Annotated in this window: 16 protein-coding genes and 1 tRNA gene; all 17 read right to left on the bottom strand. The window is 44.5% G+C overall.

What is annotated here, in order from left to right:
* Nucleotide 1 precedes the first annotated feature (1 nt).
* The 17 genes from cas7i to PAP_RS07880 all read right to left on the bottom strand — a co-directional run bounded on the left by cas7i (nucleotide 2) and on the right by PAP_RS07880 (nucleotide 17055).
* On the bottom strand, nucleotides 2-1057 hold the full coding sequence (gene cas7i / locus PAP_RS07800) for a type I-B CRISPR-associated protein Cas7/Cst2/DevR (protein ID WP_048165480.1): 1056 nt from the start codon (nucleotides 1055-1057) through the stop codon (nucleotides 2-4).
* The gene (cas8a1, locus tag PAP_RS07805; RefSeq protein ID WP_236626979.1) at nucleotides 1054-2796 is read right to left on the bottom strand and encodes a type I-B CRISPR-associated protein Cas8b1/Cst1; all 1743 of its coding nucleotides are present in this window, start codon (nucleotides 2794-2796) and stop codon (nucleotides 1054-1056) included. Before cas8a1 ends, cas7i begins: the two co-directional genes overlap by 4 nt.
* The gene (gene cas6 / locus PAP_RS07810) at nucleotides 2765-3532 is read right to left on the bottom strand and encodes a CRISPR-associated endoribonuclease Cas6 (RefSeq protein ID WP_048165481.1); all 768 of its coding nucleotides are present in this window, start codon (nucleotides 3530-3532) and stop codon (nucleotides 2765-2767) included. Before cas6 ends, cas8a1 begins: the two co-directional genes overlap by 32 nt.
* A gap of 143 nt (nucleotides 3533-3675) precedes the next feature.
* A complete protein-coding gene (locus PAP_RS07815) occupies nucleotides 3676-4746 on the bottom strand; it encodes an mRNA surveillance protein pelota (protein WP_048165482.1) in 1071 nt (356 codons plus the stop codon).
* Between the two features lie 117 nt (nucleotides 4747-4863).
* Entirely contained in the window at nucleotides 4864-5991 is a 1128-nt protein-coding gene (locus PAP_RS07820) for a sodium ion-translocating decarboxylase subunit beta (protein WP_048165483.1), read from the bottom strand.
* A 6-nt stretch (nucleotides 5992-5997) separates the two neighbouring features.
* Nucleotides 5998-6459 carry an acetyl-CoA carboxylase biotin carboxyl carrier protein subunit gene (locus PAP_RS07825; RefSeq protein ID WP_048165484.1) on the bottom strand — a complete coding sequence of 154 codons (462 nt, stop codon included), beginning with the start codon at nucleotides 6457-6459 and terminating at the stop codon, nucleotides 5998-6000.
* 20 nt (nucleotides 6460-6479) lie between these two features.
* Nucleotides 6480-6863, bottom strand: coding sequence for an OadG family protein (locus tag PAP_RS07830; protein WP_048165485.1), 384 nt, complete (start codon nucleotides 6861-6863; stop codon nucleotides 6480-6482).
* Between the two features lie 10 nt (nucleotides 6864-6873).
* A complete protein-coding gene (locus PAP_RS07835) occupies nucleotides 6874-8442 on the bottom strand; it encodes a carboxyl transferase domain-containing protein (protein ID WP_048165486.1) in 1569 nt (522 codons plus the stop codon).
* Nucleotides 8443-8556: 114 nt separating this feature from the next.
* Nucleotides 8557-9594: an RNA 3'-terminal phosphate cyclase gene (gene rtcA, locus PAP_RS07840; protein WP_048165487.1), complete on the bottom strand. Its 1038-nt coding sequence runs from the start codon at nucleotides 9592-9594 to the stop codon at nucleotides 8557-8559.
* Nucleotides 9591-10802, bottom strand: coding sequence for a hypothetical protein (locus PAP_RS07845; RefSeq protein ID WP_144368009.1), 1212 nt, complete (start codon nucleotides 10800-10802; stop codon nucleotides 9591-9593). The genes rtcA and PAP_RS07845 overlap by 4 nt, the downstream gene beginning before the upstream one ends.
* A 61-nt stretch (nucleotides 10803-10863) precedes the next feature.
* Complete coding sequence (locus PAP_RS07850) at nucleotides 10864-11376, bottom strand: metallophosphoesterase (protein ID WP_048165489.1); 513 nt, start codon at nucleotides 11374-11376, stop codon at nucleotides 10864-10866.
* 354 nt (nucleotides 11377-11730) lie between these two features.
* On the bottom strand, nucleotides 11731-12489 hold the full coding sequence (locus tag PAP_RS07855) for a hypothetical protein (RefSeq protein ID WP_144368010.1): 759 nt from the start codon (nucleotides 12487-12489) through the stop codon (nucleotides 11731-11733).
* 151 nt (nucleotides 12490-12640) lie between these two features.
* Nucleotides 12641-12717: transfer RNA gene (locus tag PAP_RS07860), tRNA-Ala, on the bottom strand.
* 62 nt (nucleotides 12718-12779) lie between these two features.
* The gene (locus tag PAP_RS07865) at nucleotides 12780-14189 is read right to left on the bottom strand and encodes a hypothetical protein (protein WP_048165491.1); all 1410 of its coding nucleotides are present in this window, start codon (nucleotides 14187-14189) and stop codon (nucleotides 12780-12782) included.
* Nucleotides 14190-14263: 74 nt separating this feature from the next.
* Nucleotides 14264-15028, bottom strand: coding sequence for a sulfite exporter TauE/SafE family protein (locus PAP_RS07870; RefSeq protein WP_048165492.1), 765 nt, complete (start codon nucleotides 15026-15028; stop codon nucleotides 14264-14266).
* Between the two features lie 12 nt (nucleotides 15029-15040).
* The gene (locus PAP_RS07875; RefSeq protein ID WP_048165493.1) at nucleotides 15041-16042 is read right to left on the bottom strand and encodes a M42 family metallopeptidase; all 1002 of its coding nucleotides are present in this window, start codon (nucleotides 16040-16042) and stop codon (nucleotides 15041-15043) included.
* An 11-nt stretch (nucleotides 16043-16053) separates the two neighbouring features.
* On the bottom strand, nucleotides 16054-17055 hold the full coding sequence (locus PAP_RS07880) for a 2-hydroxyacid dehydrogenase (RefSeq protein WP_048165494.1): 1002 nt from the start codon (nucleotides 17053-17055) through the stop codon (nucleotides 16054-16056).
* Nucleotides 17056-17068 lie beyond the last annotated feature (13 nt).

The raw sequence follows: 17068 nt of genomic DNA on the forward strand, positions 1-17068 counted from the left end.
CTCACCCGTAGTATGCTTCAACTTCCTTCGCGAAGGCTTCTACGGCATCACCCACCGTCGTCAGAACGACCTCAATTTTGTCCTTTTCGAGTTCCTCTTTGACCTTCTTTAGCGCGTCCTCCCACTCGCGCATGAAACTCTTATCTTTACCTATGAAGACTTTCTTTGGGTTTAGAAGGTCTTTGAACTCTAAAATTCTTGAGATTATTGCTTCATTATCGAGCTTGATTTCTCCTCTATCGTCATAAACCACATTGCTTATGAACGGGTTTATGCCACCCTCAAACATGGCCAGAATCACGAACTTCGGTGTTACATCGGTGAGGTACTGGGTCTGCTTTGCACCACCCAAGAAGTAGCGAATGGCCTTGATGGTTTCACTAGCTCTCTTCTTTCTAATATTTGATGGCATAAGCCACTCCTTCCTATTCATCTGCACACCGAGCTCTTCAGCTTTCTTTTCCATTTCTTCCACTTCCTTTTTGAGTTCCTTGTTCTTGATTGAATCTTTGTCAAGGAGATTTTTGAAACCTGCTTTGTCTATACGAGTGAACCTACCAACAGAGTCGAGATCGAGGGAAAATGCTCCCTTGAGCACTGTAGAGTAGAATTCCTGAGAGTATGGTACGGGGTCGCCTTCGTGTCTTGAGGCATAGCCTTCATCAGTGGTGACGGAGCTTCTGTCAGGCAGAACAGAAATCAATGGCGTGTTTTTAAGCGGAGAAACACGTGTAACGGTTATGTTGGTGTTACCCTTCTTGAAGGCCCTCATGTAGCCGAAGACGTCGTCATCGGGATAGTCGATGGGATTCGCCGCAGTAAAGACCTGTTTCTGCTCCCTAAAGAGGGGCGAAAGCTCCCAGTTGAAGTGCTCTGCTAAAGTCTTTCTCCACCAATAGCGCCAAGCTTGTGGGGAAACGTACGGATAGCTTTTCCCTCCCTTGCGGAGCTTCTTAACCCTTGTAACGTTCCTATCTGCGAGACTTTCATCTATACCAAGCATATTCAAGGCCGAATGTGGGGCATCAATCAAGACTATTCCAACCGCAAACCTCATTCTTCATCACCTCCAACACCATAAACTGAGTATTCCTCCTCTTCGGATCCTTCCGGCTCTTCAGAAGCCTTCATCAACCTATTATGGAGCTTTTCGTAGATGCGGAATAGAAGGAGGTTCCTAACGGTCTTCCATGAGACGTTTATGTCCTCGCCATAGCTCGTTAGAATCCTCGCGAACTCATCGAATGTCATAAGAGGTTTTTCAATGCTCTTTTCTTGGCGAAGCTTTTCGAGGCCAATAAAGAATGCTTCAAACTGATAGAGTCTGTTTACGTTTTCTAGCTCTCTTACGCGTCTCTTTAGTTGGTTGTCTGGAAGCTTTTCAATGGTTTCAACAATTCTATCCCCAACACCTTTGATAAACTCCAACGCATCCTTATCCAAACCCAACACCTCCTTACAGTAAAAAGCCAAAAGGCGCCAGTTCGTGTTGGCTTTTCTCTTTTGAGTATCATAGAAATAACCTAAAATGCTCTCGTTATTGAGAAGCTTTGCGTAGACCTCATTCGGATATTTGCGCTCGAACTCTTCAAACTGCTCCTCTTTAGGCCTTTTTCTCCACCCCATTGCCACGATGTGCTTCCATCCTGTATAGTCAACGAGGCTCGCGTAGGTGACAAAGCGAAGTGCTGAATTAGGAATAGGGATAACATCAAGCTCTTGGCTCTGGTTGTTGCAGGCAAAGTAGTAAAGTGTCACTGAACCATTTTCCCAATAATCATCGCGCTCTATTCTTCTGGTGATCTCTCCTATAATGTGAAACAGGAAGTTCTCGGGCCTCTTGAAACCCCTTGCATTCGATGCAAGTTTAGTCTTTTTTATATCCTCCAGTGCTTCCTTTGATAGCGTAAGCATGAGATCGTAGGGGTATGCGTGAATGACCAAGACTCTCGAAAGTCTGTAAGCTGCCAAAGGCATGAACTGAGTTAAGAAGAGGCAGTGAGCACACACATCTGCACCGTGGATGTTAGCGGAATGGAAATAATTTGGAACATCACCTGTACCAAGTAGTGGGAAAACAGCACGATATATGCCTTTTTTGTGATATGTCTGTCGTTTACCACACAGTATACAAATTGAATCGCCGATAGAAGCTTGTACGATGTCATTAAAGAGTTCACTCAAGTTGCTTTTAATGCGTCTTTTGAGTGCTTGTATAACGAACGGTTGGGAAACCACTAGCTTAGCAATCTCTTTGGCGAATTTCTCAATGTCTTTAATATCCTGGTTAGAATATTTCTGTGAAATAGATTCAAGAAACATAACCACCTCGTTAGCTAGGAGATCATCGAAGTTTTTAGCTATCCTCTTAGTGAGTTCTTTTTTTGCATCTTCGCTGAGCTCTAAGCCGTTTTCTTGTTTTATTGCATTTTTGACTGCCGTACTTATTGGTCCAGTTGTTCCGGGATTTGCTAGAATTATTCCATTATTAGGCATTACCATAGCATGCAGATAGCTCGAACTCCATTCCTTTGTAGCATAAAGCTCTGCCACAAATTCTATCGCCCTCTCAATGTCCTCTTTAGTTAGACCTTCCGGTTTTTCTTTGCCGCTGAGCAAGAGAATCGCCACAAGACCTGCATCAACGAAGGGATGTCCTGTCCAGTTAAGAAGCGGTTCGTGAGTTTCGGGTTCTGCTTTAATGTCTCCACTGGAGGTAGATTGTTTTTGTGATATTTTTACGTGAGTATTCATCAAAAATTTCTCAAGTGTTTTCTCTTTTGGAATCCTTTCCACCTCCTCTTCTGGATTTTCTTGGTTTATCAACCTTCACCATCCCAAATCCTAAGGAGTTCTTCTCCCCGAAGCCGGCTTGATAGCCGACCTTTAGGAGATCTTCATCGCCATACGCCTTAAACACAAGGTGCCAGGCGATTTGGTAAATCCCCGGCTTTACTTGAAGCCTCTTTGATTTAGCATTTAGCACTTTAATCTCAAAGTCCTCCGGAGGCTTTTTACCATAGAGGAGAATGTACTTCTCCCTCAGGTTCTCTTCTAGATTCTCGTAAAACTTGGGGTCATCCGGCCCCAGATCATAGTGTTTAAGCCTTCCAAAGCTCGGCTTTAGGGTTGTCACCGCTATTGGAGAGAGCGTTGAGAAGGTTTTACCGCTCAGTGAATGTGGCTCCGAAAGGGCTTTAACGCTCTCAACGTAGAATCTCTCGTCCCAAAGCTTTACCTCAGGCTCCTGCAGAAGGCCCCCTATGAAAGCTTCCGCTATCTCCGCAATGGGTGTTGAGAAGTAGAAGAATCCATGCTCTTCTCCAATGAGGAAACCATCTCCTTGTCTTCTTTTCTTGGCCATGAAGAGCGAAAACGTGAAGAGCTTTGGTGTTTTGGGCCTGTGAAGAGCTAAGCTCAAATCAGGGTTGGTTCTTTGAATCCTTCTATAAATCAAGCCTTGAAGATAGTGGTTGTGGTTGTACGGAATTTTAAAGGAATTCTCACTTTTGAGTCTTATTAGGAATCGCATCCCGTTACCTCCATTAAAGAAGTCTCCAAAAATATGTGGCTTATCGTATATAAACTTTTCTTCAAACAGTAGGAAAAAAAGAACATATAAGAGTTATCAACAAATGTTCGTATAAATGTAAAATAAACAAAAACAGCCAAAAGTCACTTGATCTTGTACCTCAAGAGCGCCGCTATTCCACCTATCGCCCTAAGCTTGTCTCCTCCTTCGTGCTCCGAGCTCACGACGATGACCTCGCCGCGCATTCCCCTGACGAACTCCATGAGCTGCTCCACTTTGTCCTTGTGCTCTCCCCTGAGGAGCTCATCCAAAACGAGGAGCTTCTCTATTGCCCCATAATTGGCGGCTTCCTCAACTTCTTTTAGACCATATGCCACCAGACCGTTCTTTGCAATCTCCTCTATTACGCGCTCAACGAGCTGAACTTCCTTAGCTACACGGTTTTCGTGGTAAACCCTATCAACCGTGCCGCGCCTGATGACCTCGTAAATTCCCGTCCTGCCTGTGACGCTCGTATCTTCCACAACAACTTTCTTTGCTAAGTCTTGATAGTTCTCCTGAAGGAACCTGTAAAAGTCCTCCTTAACGAAGCCCGGCCCTGCAACAATGGCCCTCTCAACGCTCTCCCTCTGAATTATCTCCTCCATGGTTTTAGCCACATCGTGGAAGAACTTCTTCTCATCAGCCTCGCGGTTGGTGTTGTACCTCTTTCCTCCTATGTTGTGTCTTATGCTCGTCACTATGTCCACGCCGTATTCTCTAACCACCGCCATATCGGCCTCGCCATCGTCAATGACAACTATCATGACCTTAGCCCTCTTAGATGCATCAACCGCTTCCTTGAGCCTATCGAGCTGGTAGCCCTTCCACTTGGGCTTTTGAATTGTTATTACTGTGCCCTCTCCAACTGTGATTGTGTGGTACTTCCCAAGGGGCACTTCCTCATTGGAGGTATAAACTATGGGCCCGTTTATCCTCAGGTTGTTGGCAAAGCGGTGGAAGTCAATCTTCTCCGCCCTAACGCCCAAAAAGACCGGAATTACCTCCACCTTCTCGGCCCTAAGGGAGTCGCTCCTCTGGGCTTTCTTCCTCAGTGTTTTAGCGTAAACGACGTCACCTTCCTCAACTATGTGATAGAGATGCCACAGATCATCGAGAGTCTCAGCTTTGACTTTAATCTCACCTTTTTTCATGTCCCTATGAAGAACCTTCATCCTCACCACCTATTAGCTATTAGACGGGTTGGCTTTTAAAAATGCTCATTCTCTCATGAATCGAGTTAGAGAATGAAAAGAGAAAAGTGCGCAGAGATCGCTCTGCATAGCAGAGCCTCATCCCAAAGCGCTCAAGAGGACACCAGCGGCAACGGCTGTTCCAATAACACCAGCGACGTTTGGTCCCATTGCATGCATTAAGAGGAAGTTTCCTGGGTCTTCTTCACTTGCAAGCTTTTGGACAACACGGGCACTCATTGGAACGGCACTAACACCGGCAGCACCTATCATTGGGTTTATTCTTCCTCCGCTGAGCTTCATCATGAGCTTTCCTAACAATACTCCTCCAGCGGTAGCGCTTGCGAAGGCTACGACACCCAAGCCGAGAATCATGAGCGTTTTAACTGTTAAGAAAGCCTCGGCCTGCATGGTTGAACCGACACCAAGTCCGAGGAATATTGTAACGATGTTCATCAGCTCTTCCCTTGCCGCTTTGCTAAGCCTCTCCACGACGCCGCTCTCCCTAAAAAGGTTGCCTATCATGAGCATTCCAACCAGAGGACCGGCAGCAGGAACGAGGAGGGTAATAATTATCATTGATGCAATTGGGAAGAGTATCTTTTCACGCTTTGAAACTGGCCTAAGCTGCTCCATTCTAATCCTTCTCTCTTCTGGAGTTGTTAGGGCTTTAATGACCGGTGGCTGGATTAGTGGGACAAGGGACATGTAAGAGTAGGCAGCTACAGCAGTGGCACCTAATAGGTGTGGGGCCAATTTGGTCGTTAGATAAATCGTGGTGGGACCGTCGGCACCGCCAATAATACCTATCGAACCAGCTTCTGCAGGAGTAAATCCTAAGAGGATAGCTGTTAGCATAGCTATAAAGACACCGATTTGGGCTGCAGCTCCCAATAAGGCCGTCTTTGGATCGGCTATCATAGGACCGAAGTCTGTCATTGCTCCAAGACCAAAGAATATCAGCAGTGGAACTATCTCGGTCTCAATGAGGTAGTGCTTTATGAGATAGAAAAGTCCGTGCGGAGGCTCTACTATTCCTGTCAAAGGAAGATTAACGAGGACGGCGCTTATACCTATGGGTAGGAGCAATAATGGCTCCATTTCTCTGTAAATTGCCAAATAAACGAGCGTCAAGCCTACCAATATCATGAGCACATTCCCTAGAGTTAGGTTGAGCAATCCCATGCCCCTAAAGAATTCTATGACTGCCTGCTCTAATCCGGCCATCTTCCATCACCCGAGCTCTATTAATAGCTGTCCTGTGTCGACGGTGTCGCCTTCTTTAACGTGGATTGTCTTAACCACACCATCCACCGGAGAAGGTATCTCATTCTCCATCTTCATGGCCTCCAAAATAAGCAAGCCTTGACCAGTCTTAACAGAATCACCCTCTTTAACAAGTACCTTCAAGATTTTACCGGGCATCGGTGCAGTAACAGCATTCCCCCCGGCGGATACTTGGGGTTTTGGAGCTTCAATCGGAGCAGCAGGAACAGGAGAGGGAGCTGAAACGGGGGCGCTTGGAACCTGAACCTCTGCTGGGGCGTGCATAGCTGTCATTGGTATTCCCAAATCCTTAGCTTGAACTTCGTAGCTCTCACCTTCAAATGAGACTTTGAACTTTCCTCCACCCAATTCCTCAATTTCAACTTCATATGAGACTCCATCAACGATGACCTTAACTTTACCCTTCATACCATTCACCTCAACTATTATCACCAATTTCCTAGCTCATAGTTAAAGTTCTCAACCTCTTCCATTTGGCTTTGAAGGCCATAAAGAGACCAGTAATCGGTAGGCTTCTTTTTAAATGGCAGCGGCCTCAGTTGGGCGTTCTTTTCTGCTACATAAGCTAAAATCGCGGCGGTTATAACGGCAAGCTTCTTTGGCTCAATTGATGGTGCTTCTTCTTTAACCTCTGGTTTAGCTTTCTCTTCTTTTACTTCAACTTTCTTTGCTTTCTTGGGCAGTGTTAGGGCCTTTTCAACGTAGCCTATGCCATACATTGCCAAAGATAAGAGAATGAGGACGCCAAAGACCACCGTGACGCCCAGCACAGTTATGTAGAGGCCTTCTAAGATGGCTTGAGTCGTTACCATCTTTTACACCTCACAGTGGGATGTTTCCGTGCTTCTTTGGTGGGAGCTTAACGCGCTTTGAGCTCAGCGCCTCGAGGGCCATTATTATCTTACCCCTCGTCTCTGCGGGGTCGATAACGTCGTCTATGTATCCCCTTGCAGCTGCGACATATGGGTTGGCAAACCTGTCCCTGTATTCCTTAATCTTTTGCTGTCTAACCTCTTCGGGGTTCTCTGCACTAGCTATATCCTTCCTAAAGATGATGTTAGCTGCTCCCTCAGGACCCATAACCGCTATCTCTGCCGTTGGCCAAGCGTAAACAAAGTCCGCTCCAAGGTGCTTTGAGCCCATAGCGAGGTAAGCGCCACCATAGGCTTTCCTCAGGATTATGGTTACCATTGGGACGGTTGCCTCTGCATAAGCGTAGAGAACCTTAGCACCGTGCCTTATGATCCCTCCATACTCTTGTTGAACGCCGGGGAGATAGCCGGGAACGTCAACTAAGGTTACAATAGGTATGTTGTAGGCATCACAAGTCCTAACAAAGCGCGCTATTTTGTCCGAGCTGTCTATGTCGAGGACACCAGCGAAGTGAATTGGATTGTTCGCAACGATACCAACGGTTTGGCCGTTCATTCTTCCAAAGCCGACAACGGCGTTTGGAGCGAAGTACGGAAGTACCTCCAAAAAGTCAGGGTTTCCATTGGCATCTCTATCAACTATCTCATATATAACCTGCCTAACGTCGTAGCCCTTATTTGGATCATCTGGAACTATTTCATAGAGCTTCTCACTCTTTCTGAAGGGAAGGTCGCTCGTTGGTAGCTTTGGTGGCTTTTCCATGTTATTTGATGGAAGATAACTAACAAGCTTCCTAACCAAAGCCAACGCTTCCTCATCGCTGTTGGCTATCAAATGGGCTTGTCCGCTCTTTTGAGCGTGAACCATACCTCCTCCAAGCTGTTCTGGAGAGACCTCAACACCTGTAACAGCTTTGACGACTTGAGGACCTGTGATAAACATGAACGTTGCTGGGTTGTTCACCATAACTATAAAGTCTCCAATTGCAGGGCTGTAAACTGCTCCTCCAGCACATGGACCCATAATAACGGTTATCTGCGGAACAACGCCGCTCGCCAATGTGTTCATCTTGAATATGTCACCATAGCCTTTGAGTGAGTCAACACCCTCTTGTATCCTTGCTCCACCGGAGTCATTCAACCCGATAATTGGAGCGCCTGCTTCCATTGCGAGCTCCATAACACGCTTAATCTTCGCCGCGTGCATCTCTCCCAAAGAACCGCCCATTACTGTGAAGTCTTGAGAGTAAACAAAGACCAAGCGCCCATCGATAGTTCCATAACCGGTTACAACACCATCAGCAGGGAGTTCTTTCTTGTCAAGACCGAACTCGGTGCCTCTATGCCTAACGAACATGCCTATCTCCACAAAGCTTCCAGGATCAAGGAGCTTTTCAATCCTTTCCCTAGCAGTTAGCTTGCCTTTAGCGTGCTGCTTTTCTATAGCTTTCTCTCCACCCATTTGGAGAATCTTTTCCTTTTTTTCATGCAGTTCATTAACCTTCTCTTCCATGCTCATAAGAATCACCTGTTAGCTTCAATCTAAGCCTTTGTAGTTTGTAAAGTTTAAAAGGGTTTTCATGGCCGTAAAATGCTCAAAAGAATACAAAACAACATGAGAAAAAGTTCACTCTTATAAAAAAACTTTTTCAACGACTTTAACCTTACCTGGTTCTCCCAGCCTGCCTTCAATCTCAAACACTTTTCCAAAGAACTGCTCCACAACCCAAACGTTGGTTAAGAGATGCTTAGTGATTTCACTCACCCAGATTTCACCACCGGCAAAGGCCAAGAATGGAATTAACTGGTCTCCTAAGAACTTATCAACCGCATGCTTTGGTTCGAGCTCCTCTATGAGTTCCTCCGCAGCTTCTTTACCCACCACTTCAGCGGGCTTTCCCCTCTTCCCCAGTGCATCCCCTCCAAGCCTTAGAACGTCGGTGTTTGCCCAAAGTACTATCCCGCTCCCAGGCCCTAATGATTTGCCAACTTCCGTGCTTATGCTAATAGAGCTGCTTGGGAACTTCTTTTTAAGGTGCTCTTGAGCACTTTTGACCTGCCTCTCTGCTACGTGAGAAGGCAGGTTTGTGGAGTGGCTTATCCCATCAAAGCTCTCTATCCTATTGAACGTCCTTGCTACCAGCTCTTTTCTCTTTTCCCATGGTTCAACTCTCCCAATAACGAGTCCGCCGCCTCTTGGGTAGTGTCCTCTCTTCCTAATTTCTATTTCGGCAGTTATTCCAATTTTTTCTAGCGCGAAAAGTGTTACGTGCTTTAAGTAGTCAACTGGTGGCGACCAGGGGACATCAGTTCCTCCGGTAATTTTAAAGCTTACCTCACTCTTGGCAAATGTCATAACAGGTAAAAGAGCTTGAAGAACAAGAGTTACACTTCCCGCAGTCTTTATAGGGACTTCAACATGCTTTGCTCTAACCTCATGTGGATAGAACCTTAAAAGGGTGGAGCCTACTTTTGCTCCTTCAACTTCTGCATTGCAGAGTTCTTTTACTCCCAAAATAGCATGAAGGTGCTGAGGCCTAAGTCCCGGATTCGGCCGGTTTGCACGAATGTTTACTACTTCAATCGGCTCTCCGGTTATTGCGGAAAGTGCCACGGCAGTTCTCAGTATTTGGCCTCCTCCTTCCCCATAGCTCCCATCTATTCTTATCATTTGACCTCCCCAATCATTATATCAATGGTCTCCCTTAAAAGCTCTAGCTCGTCTTTTTCAGGGTACATCTCTTTCAACTTTCTGTGGAGGATTTTTAGATTTTTAAATGCCGTCATAGTGCGGTTTTCCCTTGGAATTCTCCTTATGTCCGCAATATTCAAATCAAAGCCAAACTCCTCTTTAATCAGTTTGCTCCAGGTATTTTCATCCAGTTTTGGCAGCTTTAATGTTATTGGGAAGTTTAGGTTCAGATGGTGGGGATTTTCGGTAGTCTCCACAATCAGGGTAAAGTTCACGGGTATTTTGTGATACTTGTTCCTAAAGCGGAACTTCACGTATCCCCTCTTTTTAATTCGCTTTAGTTTTTTGACGAGTTCTCTTGGAGGGTCGGAGAGTATTAAAAATCCTTTTGTTGCTTTTAGAAATATTGGAGCGGAAAATATTCTCTCCTCAATCTTCTTGAATTTGAAATCGCTGATTGAGTCAACATAGTAGTCCCAGTATACCATAGGGGTTTTCACGAGTATTTGATCAACTGCGGAAGCTACCTCTGAGTGATATTCCCTATCGAATATGCGAATGAGTAGCTCTTCCTCTATCTCAATCTGCCGTGGGATTAACACCTGTCCTCGAATGCTCTCTTTAAGGACTTTTTCAACATCAATCTCTGCTTCATTTATTATTAAAACATCCTGCATGAGGTTTAGGGATGCGAATAGCTTAATGTATTCCTCTGGGACTTCTTCCTTAGGAATGCTCTTTAAATCAAAGTAAGGTGCAATCTCTTTTAGCTCCTTTTTTGCATCTCCGTTTTTAGCCCCTTTCTGCTTCTTTATTTTGGCATATAGCTCTTTGCTTATTGCCGTGAGCTGATATATAGAGTCTTTACCTTGGAGATAGAGAACACCATTAGATATGAGCTTAAGCCCCATCCTCGAGAGATAGGCCGAAAGCTCTTCCTCAGTCTTCGTGCTTATTATCTCTTTATGAGATACATCTTCAAATCCCTGATCCACAACGAGAAAGTCCATTGGGTGAATTCCCTGCTCGTAGAAGAACAAATTTAAGAGATCAATAGCTTTGTTTTTGTCTTCGGCATAGACTTTTATGAATTCAATTTTTTCACCGCTCCCTATACCTATAAACACCAATGAGTCATACCTCTCTTGCGGAACTAAAATTTCACTGTTTATCATCCTCAATCCCATTAATACTAACTACTTCCAAATTATAAAAGGTTTTTCAAAAATGTGTCAAAAAAAGTTAAAATTAAAGGCTCATAAAACCCAAAGGTTCTCCTGTTTCTAAGTTTAAGATCTTTATCTCTCTCTTTTGAGTGTCGATAAATGCCACACTTTTTATCCCGCTTACGTAGCCTCCCACTTCTCCAGGGTTTAGAAGTATCGTCCGCCCGAATTCGACTATTTCATACTTGTGGGTGTGCCCTCTGATGACTATGTCATAGAGCTGGCTTCTTGCAAAAGCACGCACTATTCTCTCATCCGTACCGTGGAGAACTGCTATCTTTATTCCATCTACATTCAGCTCTAAAATCTCATCCTCTACCCCCAAAGCTTGCCTAAGGCCTTCTTTTTCCCCATCATTGTTTCCAAAAATGCCTTTTAAAGGAGCCTTAAGCTTCGAGAGCTCTTTTTTAACGAAGGGAGCTACATAATCACCGCAGTGAATCACGAGATCAACACCCTCTTTGTTAAATAGCTCAACGGCTTTTCTAATAGCTGGAAGATTATCATGTGTGTCGCTCATAACTCCAATTAGCATTGGCTCACCCCGTGCGATAATAGTACCTTTGGCTTAATAAGCTTAAGCCTCAGAGACCGGTGCAAACATAAAAGATTAAAACAGTTAAAGACTCCTCGAGGAAGAAAATTACAAGAAAGACCTAACCAAAGGACCGTGCTCTTTCTTAAAGTACTTAACAGAATGAGAGATAATAAACTACAAGCATAACCTCATTGAGGATGTGGCAGTGGAAATAATGAAGTTGTGTATCATTAATGAGCTGCCCTAGGTTTTTGTTTAACCAAAATTAAGTTCTTTTTAATTTTTATTCGATTTAAAGTCTTTTGAGATCAAATGAAGGTTCTGGAAGAAAAGCAGAGAAAAAACAAAATCTCAAAAGAGTTGAATAAAATGTTCCTCTGAAAGTTTTATAGTGTAATGACGTGGCCTAAAGCTGGGAATCAAGGATTTTGGAATTAAGATAGTCTCTTGTAATCCTACCGGTCCCATTTGCGAAACAAACTCTATAATCTGATCATTGAGGCTATAAAGCCAAGCACTAACATACTCTGGAACAGCTTCTTTATTCAAAAGTGAGATTGTATTAATCCTGAGACTCTTTAATGGCTCTTTCTCAAAACTTGCAAGTGATGCCCTAATAATCCTATCCATAACCTCTTTGCCAAATTCATGATAAATTCCTTCAATAGTAGCTACAAGACCTACAATCAGTGCATCCTTGGACAGTTTTGAAGCTAGTTCATAATATATATTAATCAGCTTAGAGATTCCAGTATCATCGCTCCAATCTTCTATTTGGATAATATAATGTCTCTCATCTGGAATCCTGTATTTAGAGCCAAAAAGATCAATTATGTAAAGATTGCCTGCTTCGCCTTCCTTTTGGATATCCAAGCCAACATAACTTGCCCTCAACTCAAGCTTTGAAATTGGTAAGGTGGTGTTAAGTATAACCCCCATTGCGCCGTCTTCTACTATGCTCTTAAATATTTTTATTCCAATTAGCCATCCCAATGATCTCCTGTCGTATGCGATCAACAAGTTCCCTCTGTTAACTAAACCTCCTCCCAAAGCAGAATCTATCTCGGACAAACCCGTTTTAACAATCTCCACGATTATATCACCCGTCATAATTTTCTTCTTTAATTTACTAAAAGTTTTTTGTATACCCTTATAATACGGTTATAGATTCAAAAGAGAGTTCATTCTTTAACCTTTGTTATAAGTTCAATATGGCCATAACACAGAAAACATCTCTAAAATTTTCCCCCAGAAATGTTATTGGTGGACCGGGCGGGATTTGAACCCGCGGCCTCTGGCTTGCGAAGCCAGCGCTCTCCCAAACTGAGCTACCGGCCCGTGCCCAAACATACAAAGAGGGCTTGGGTTTTTAAGGCTTTCGTCATAGGTTGGAGCATTGACTATCTCCCAATAAATCTTCTTCTAATGAGCATTACAGCTAAAAGAACAATCAGCACAAGCATTAGCCATGAGTATGCTCCCCTTTCCTCTTCTGGATAAGCAATGGAAGCAGTTTCGCTTTTAGTTGTGCTAATTTTTGTCGTGATATCATTCTTAAGCGTTGTTGTAGTGCTTTCCCTAAACACTCTCAGCTCTGAGGGATGTATCCCAGCTATGAAGCCCTCAACTCCAAAGGCCCTCCCCGCGATTATGGCGGGGCTTAGCTCTCTAGTGGCGTTTGTGGGATAGGCGGTTTTTAGGGATACATTTTTGAGACGCATCTCGAACGGCATTGTCGTGATTTTTATCTGACGGCTGTGGAGGGCGAACTTCACAGGCTCCACCATTATGTCCCTGAACCATGCTCTTTCGGAGCCCGCATATCCAGTGAGATAAATATGGTCTCTAACAACAACCATCTCAGCGTTTTCTCCTCCTTCCCCGCTTATCGCGACTCCCCCAAGATATTCCCCATCTCGACCAAACATGAGAAGGAAGCCGTCAACTTTTCCAACTACTTTCGTCATCATACCCCCGTCCGGATCCATGGAGTAGTCCTCGTTGTAATCGTATAACCCTGCCGCATAGATGCTCCCGTTAACACAAACACTGTTGACCCAGCTCCATGTTCCTCCAAACTGTAGAGCCCAAGAGACGTTCCCATTGCTCATTACTTTCGCTAAAAATGCTTCTTCATGAGCATAGCCTCCTATATACGCGTTTTCCCCGTCGGAGGCTATTGATAATGGCGTTCCATCTATAGAAACCGCCCACTCTGGCTCGAGGGTGAAGGTGAGCTTTGCTACCACCCCTTCCGATGAAGGCAAACCGAAAGGCCAATCATTCATGAAGGCGAAGGCAGCATATAGGCCATTTTCTGCGGGAGCTATTTTGACATCGGTGCTCCAGTTTACCCGAACGCCCTCAAGCCCTCCATCCTCAAGGCGCGCTATGAACGCTTTTTCTCCGTTGCCCGATACAAATATGCTCTCATTCGCGCTCACAATGCTTAGGAGCTCCCCATCATCTCCCACCAAGCCCTTTAACAGCTCGCCGTCTTTGGAGAGCTCAACTATCAGAACTTTTCCCTTTAAGCTTCCAACCGCGTAGATTCTATCACCCGCTATTATAGCATCATTAAGATTAGCACCCTTCTCATCTATGAGCAGCCCCCAAAGCTCACTCCCATTAATGCTGAACTTCATTATAAAAGGAGCCCAATGACCTTCACTGTAGCCTACTACATAAAGCCCATCATAGATTTCTAGGTCTTTAACTTTCTCATTGCCTCCCGCATCAAAAGTCCTGATCCATGAAGCAGAGACAAAAGGAATTGTGAGAATGAGCAAAAGTGCGATAAGCTTTTTCATAATCTCACCAAACTTCGTATTAGAAGTAAAAATCTTTAAACTTTTTGATGGTTTTAAAACTAAAAAAGTTGAGTTCAGGGAACGGCAAAGCCCAATCCCTTTAAAATCATCCTCAAAGCGAGGATCAGCATGACCCCGGCGAATGCCCTCTTTAAGCTGCTCGCTTTAGTCCTCTTTGCCACTCTTGCCCCTATTTGCGCACCAACGATAAGGCCCGGAACCAATAACACGAGCCAGCTGAGCTCGACATTGCCCAAGAGATAGTGCTTCGTTGCTCCGCTCAAAGCTGTGAAAACGATGGCAAAGCTTGAAGTTGCAACGGCATAGTGAATCGGCAGGCCGAGGTAAGTGAGAAATGGAACGTTTATTATACCTCCTCCAACACCCAAGAGGCCTGAGGCTATACCAGCGAAGAAGCCCCCAATGGGCACGAGATTATAGTTAACCTCAACGTCCTCAAGCTTAATTTCACTCGGCTCCACTGTTTTTTTCCTATAAATCCTGACTGCTACGATTATGAGCACTGCTCCAAAGATAGTCTTAAGCTGGGCAGGGTTTAGGAAGGAGGTTAGCCAAGCACCGATATAGGCACCAACCACGGCAGGAATGGCTAAGAGAATGCCCACTTTATAGTGAATCCTCTTTTGCCTCGAGTAGGCGATAGCCGAAGAAAGTGAAGTAAACACAACGGCCGCGGAAGATGTTCCAACGGCGTGATGGATTTCAACACCCAAGAGGTTGAGAGTCGGGACTATCAAAAACCCTCCGCCAAGTCCGAACATAGCAGCCAATATTCCTATGAATATACCAACGAAAAAGTAAGACGCGTATTTAAGCACTCAATCACCCCCCTAGAGTTCAAACGCCATTGCTTCAATAAGCTTTATTAAAGCCTCCAAGTCCGTTAAATGCAGCATCTCAGCCTCGGAGTGGAGGTATCTTATGGGCACGCTTAAAGCCAAGACCTCGCTCTTGTGCTGGAACACTGAAGCGTCCGTTCCTCCTCCTGTAACGCCGATTTGTATTGGAATTTCATTTTTCTCAGCTATGTCCCATACTTGTCTAGCTAAAGCTCTCGTGTAAATTGCGGAGTTGTCCACCGCCCTTATAACCGCTCCACCTCCGAGCTTAACATCACCTGTGAGGAAAGAGCAGCAGGCAAAGCTATCAACAGCCACAGCGTACTTTGGATTGTATCTGCTTGCTAAAAATTTAGCACCTTTAAGTCCAATTTCCTCCTGCACTGTAAAAGCAAAAATAACCTTACCACTTAAATCATGATCAACCAAATCCTTAATTGCCTCAAACAGTGCAACGGCTCCAAATCTATCATCGAGGGAGCGCGTTGAGACGAACTTGTTGTTCAGCACGCCAAAGTGCTTCTTGAAGACAGCATAGTCTAAGGGCTTAACTCCGAGTTCAAGGGCCTCTTCTTTTGACTCTGCTCCGATATCAATCTCCAAAGCGTGCCAGGGGATAGTTTCAAACTTTCTCTGGAGGTTCAGATGGACAGGGGTTACGCCTATGACACCGTCAAGCTTCCCTCCTTCGGTTATCACATCGACGTGTCTTCCAAGCAAAAGCCTGTCGTCAATGCCCCCAATCTTCCTAAACTTGAGCTTACCGTCTTTAGTTATGCCCGTAATGAGGAGCCCGATTTCATCTATGTGGGCCATGAACAAAAGCTTTTCTTCGCCTTCGCCGAGCTCCACAATTAGATTTCCAATCTCATCGACCTTGTAATCCGCAAAAGGCTTAACCCACTCAATAAGCTTTTTTCTAACTTTTTCCTCATATCCCGAGATGCCGGGAATTTGTGTTATCTCCCTAAGCTCTTCTATCAGACCGCTCATCGTTTACACCTCTAAAGCATCTTTACCTCATCTATCCTCTTAATTTTGAAAACTTCCCCATTTACTAAATCCTTTGGAATCTCCCCTCTAAAAATCGCGAGGAGGTTTTTAACAGCTTGAAAACCCATATCTTCCATAGCTTCCTCAGACAAGCCTGCATGATGAGGAGTTAAAACAGTCTCCCACCCCATTTCAAAGAGTTCGCTCTCCTGGAGGGGTTCCTTTTCGTAAACATCCGTCGCAAAGCCTTTGAGCTTTCCTTCTTTAAGAGCCTTAATTAAGGCTTTTTCGTCTATCAGTGTCCCTCTTCCAATGTTTATCAAATATTTGCCCTCAAGAAGCTTTAATCTCTCCTCATTGATTATGTGATAAGTCTCTTTTGCTGCTGGCAAAGCCAGCACTACTATGTCACTCTCCGTTAACACTTCTTCAAGGGGTAGGTACTTTGCCCCAACTTCTTCCTCAATATCCTCTTTTCTATGCCTTGACCAGTAGTAGATCTCTGTTCCCAGGGCTTTGGCCCTCTTCGCTATCGCCTTTCCTATGGGACCCATACCCAAAATACCCACTTTTTTACCATAAACTGTCTCGATGTCCTTAAATTTGCTCCAAACTGTCCTATGGGACTCCCACTTTCCTAAGCGAATGAATTTATCGGTATAAGCTATCTTTCTGAGGAGAGCAATCATTAGTCCAATCGCAAACTCTGCAACCGCTTCGCTTAAAACGCCGCTCACTTTTGTTACATAAATCCCCTTCTTTGTCGCTGCTTCGACGTCTATGTGATCGTAGCCAGCTGAATGAGTGCTTATGACTTTTAACCGCTCGGCTTTTTCAATAACCTCTCCATCAATTCTATTGAGTGGAGAAACGATTAAAGCATCATACTTAGCAATAACTTTTAGGAGCTCTTCTTTGCTCGGATAGACAAGAAGATCAACATCGCAATATTTTTTAAGCTCCTCTAAAGGCTTACTCTTCATTTTAAACAAAACTAAAACCTTTGGCCTCATGCAACCACCATTA

Origin of the sequence: Palaeococcus pacificus DY20341 (assembly GCF_000725425.1) — an archaeon.
GTDB lineage: Archaea > Methanobacteriota_B > Thermococci > Thermococcales > Thermococcaceae > Palaeococcus > Palaeococcus pacificus.

Excerpts from the sequence above, each read along its gene's own strand:
- PAP_RS07815 (WP_048165482.1), bottom strand. The coding sequence starts at position 4,746 with ATGAAGGTTCTTCATAGGGACATGAAAAAAGGTGAGATTAAAGTCAAA.
- PAP_RS07835 (WP_048165486.1), bottom strand. The coding sequence starts at position 8,442 with ATGAGCATGGAAGAGAAGGTTAATGAACTGCATGAAAAAAAGGAAAAG.
- rtcA (WP_048165487.1), bottom strand. The coding sequence starts at position 9,594 with ATGATAAGAATAGATGGGAGCTATGGGGAAGGAGGAGGCCAAATACTG.
- PAP_RS07845 (WP_144368009.1), bottom strand. The coding sequence starts at position 10,802 with ATGGGATTGAGGATGATAAACAGTGAAATTTTAGTTCCGCAAGAGAGG.
- cas6 (WP_048165481.1), bottom strand. The coding sequence starts at position 3,532 with ATGCGATTCCTAATAAGACTCAAAAGTGAGAATTCCTTTAAAATTCCG.
- PAP_RS07855 (WP_144368010.1), bottom strand. The coding sequence starts at position 12,489 with ATGACGGGTGATATAATCGTGGAGATTGTTAAAACGGGTTTGTCCGAG.
- PAP_RS07865 (WP_048165491.1), bottom strand. The coding sequence starts at position 14,189 with ATGAAAAAGCTTATCGCACTTTTGCTCATTCTCACAATTCCTTTTGTC.
- PAP_RS07880 (WP_048165494.1), bottom strand. The coding sequence starts at position 17,055 with ATGAGGCCAAAGGTTTTAGTTTTGTTTAAAATGAAGAGTAAGCCTTTA.
- PAP_RS07825 (WP_048165484.1), bottom strand. The coding sequence starts at position 6,459 with ATGAAGGGTAAAGTTAAGGTCATCGTTGATGGAGTCTCATATGAAGTT.
- PAP_RS07830 (WP_048165485.1), bottom strand. The coding sequence starts at position 6,863 with ATGGTAACGACTCAAGCCATCTTAGAAGGCCTCTACATAACTGTGCTG.
- PAP_RS07820 (WP_048165483.1), bottom strand. The coding sequence starts at position 5,991 with ATGGCCGGATTAGAGCAGGCAGTCATAGAATTCTTTAGGGGCATGGGA.
- PAP_RS07875 (WP_048165493.1), bottom strand. The coding sequence starts at position 16,042 with ATGAGCGGTCTGATAGAAGAGCTTAGGGAGATAACACAAATTCCCGGC.
- cas7i (WP_048165480.1), bottom strand. The coding sequence starts at position 1,057 with ATGAGGTTTGCGGTTGGAATAGTCTTGATTGATGCCCCACATTCGGCC.
- PAP_RS07850 (WP_048165489.1), bottom strand. The coding sequence starts at position 11,376 with ATGCTAATTGGAGTTATGAGCGACACACATGATAATCTTCCAGCTATT.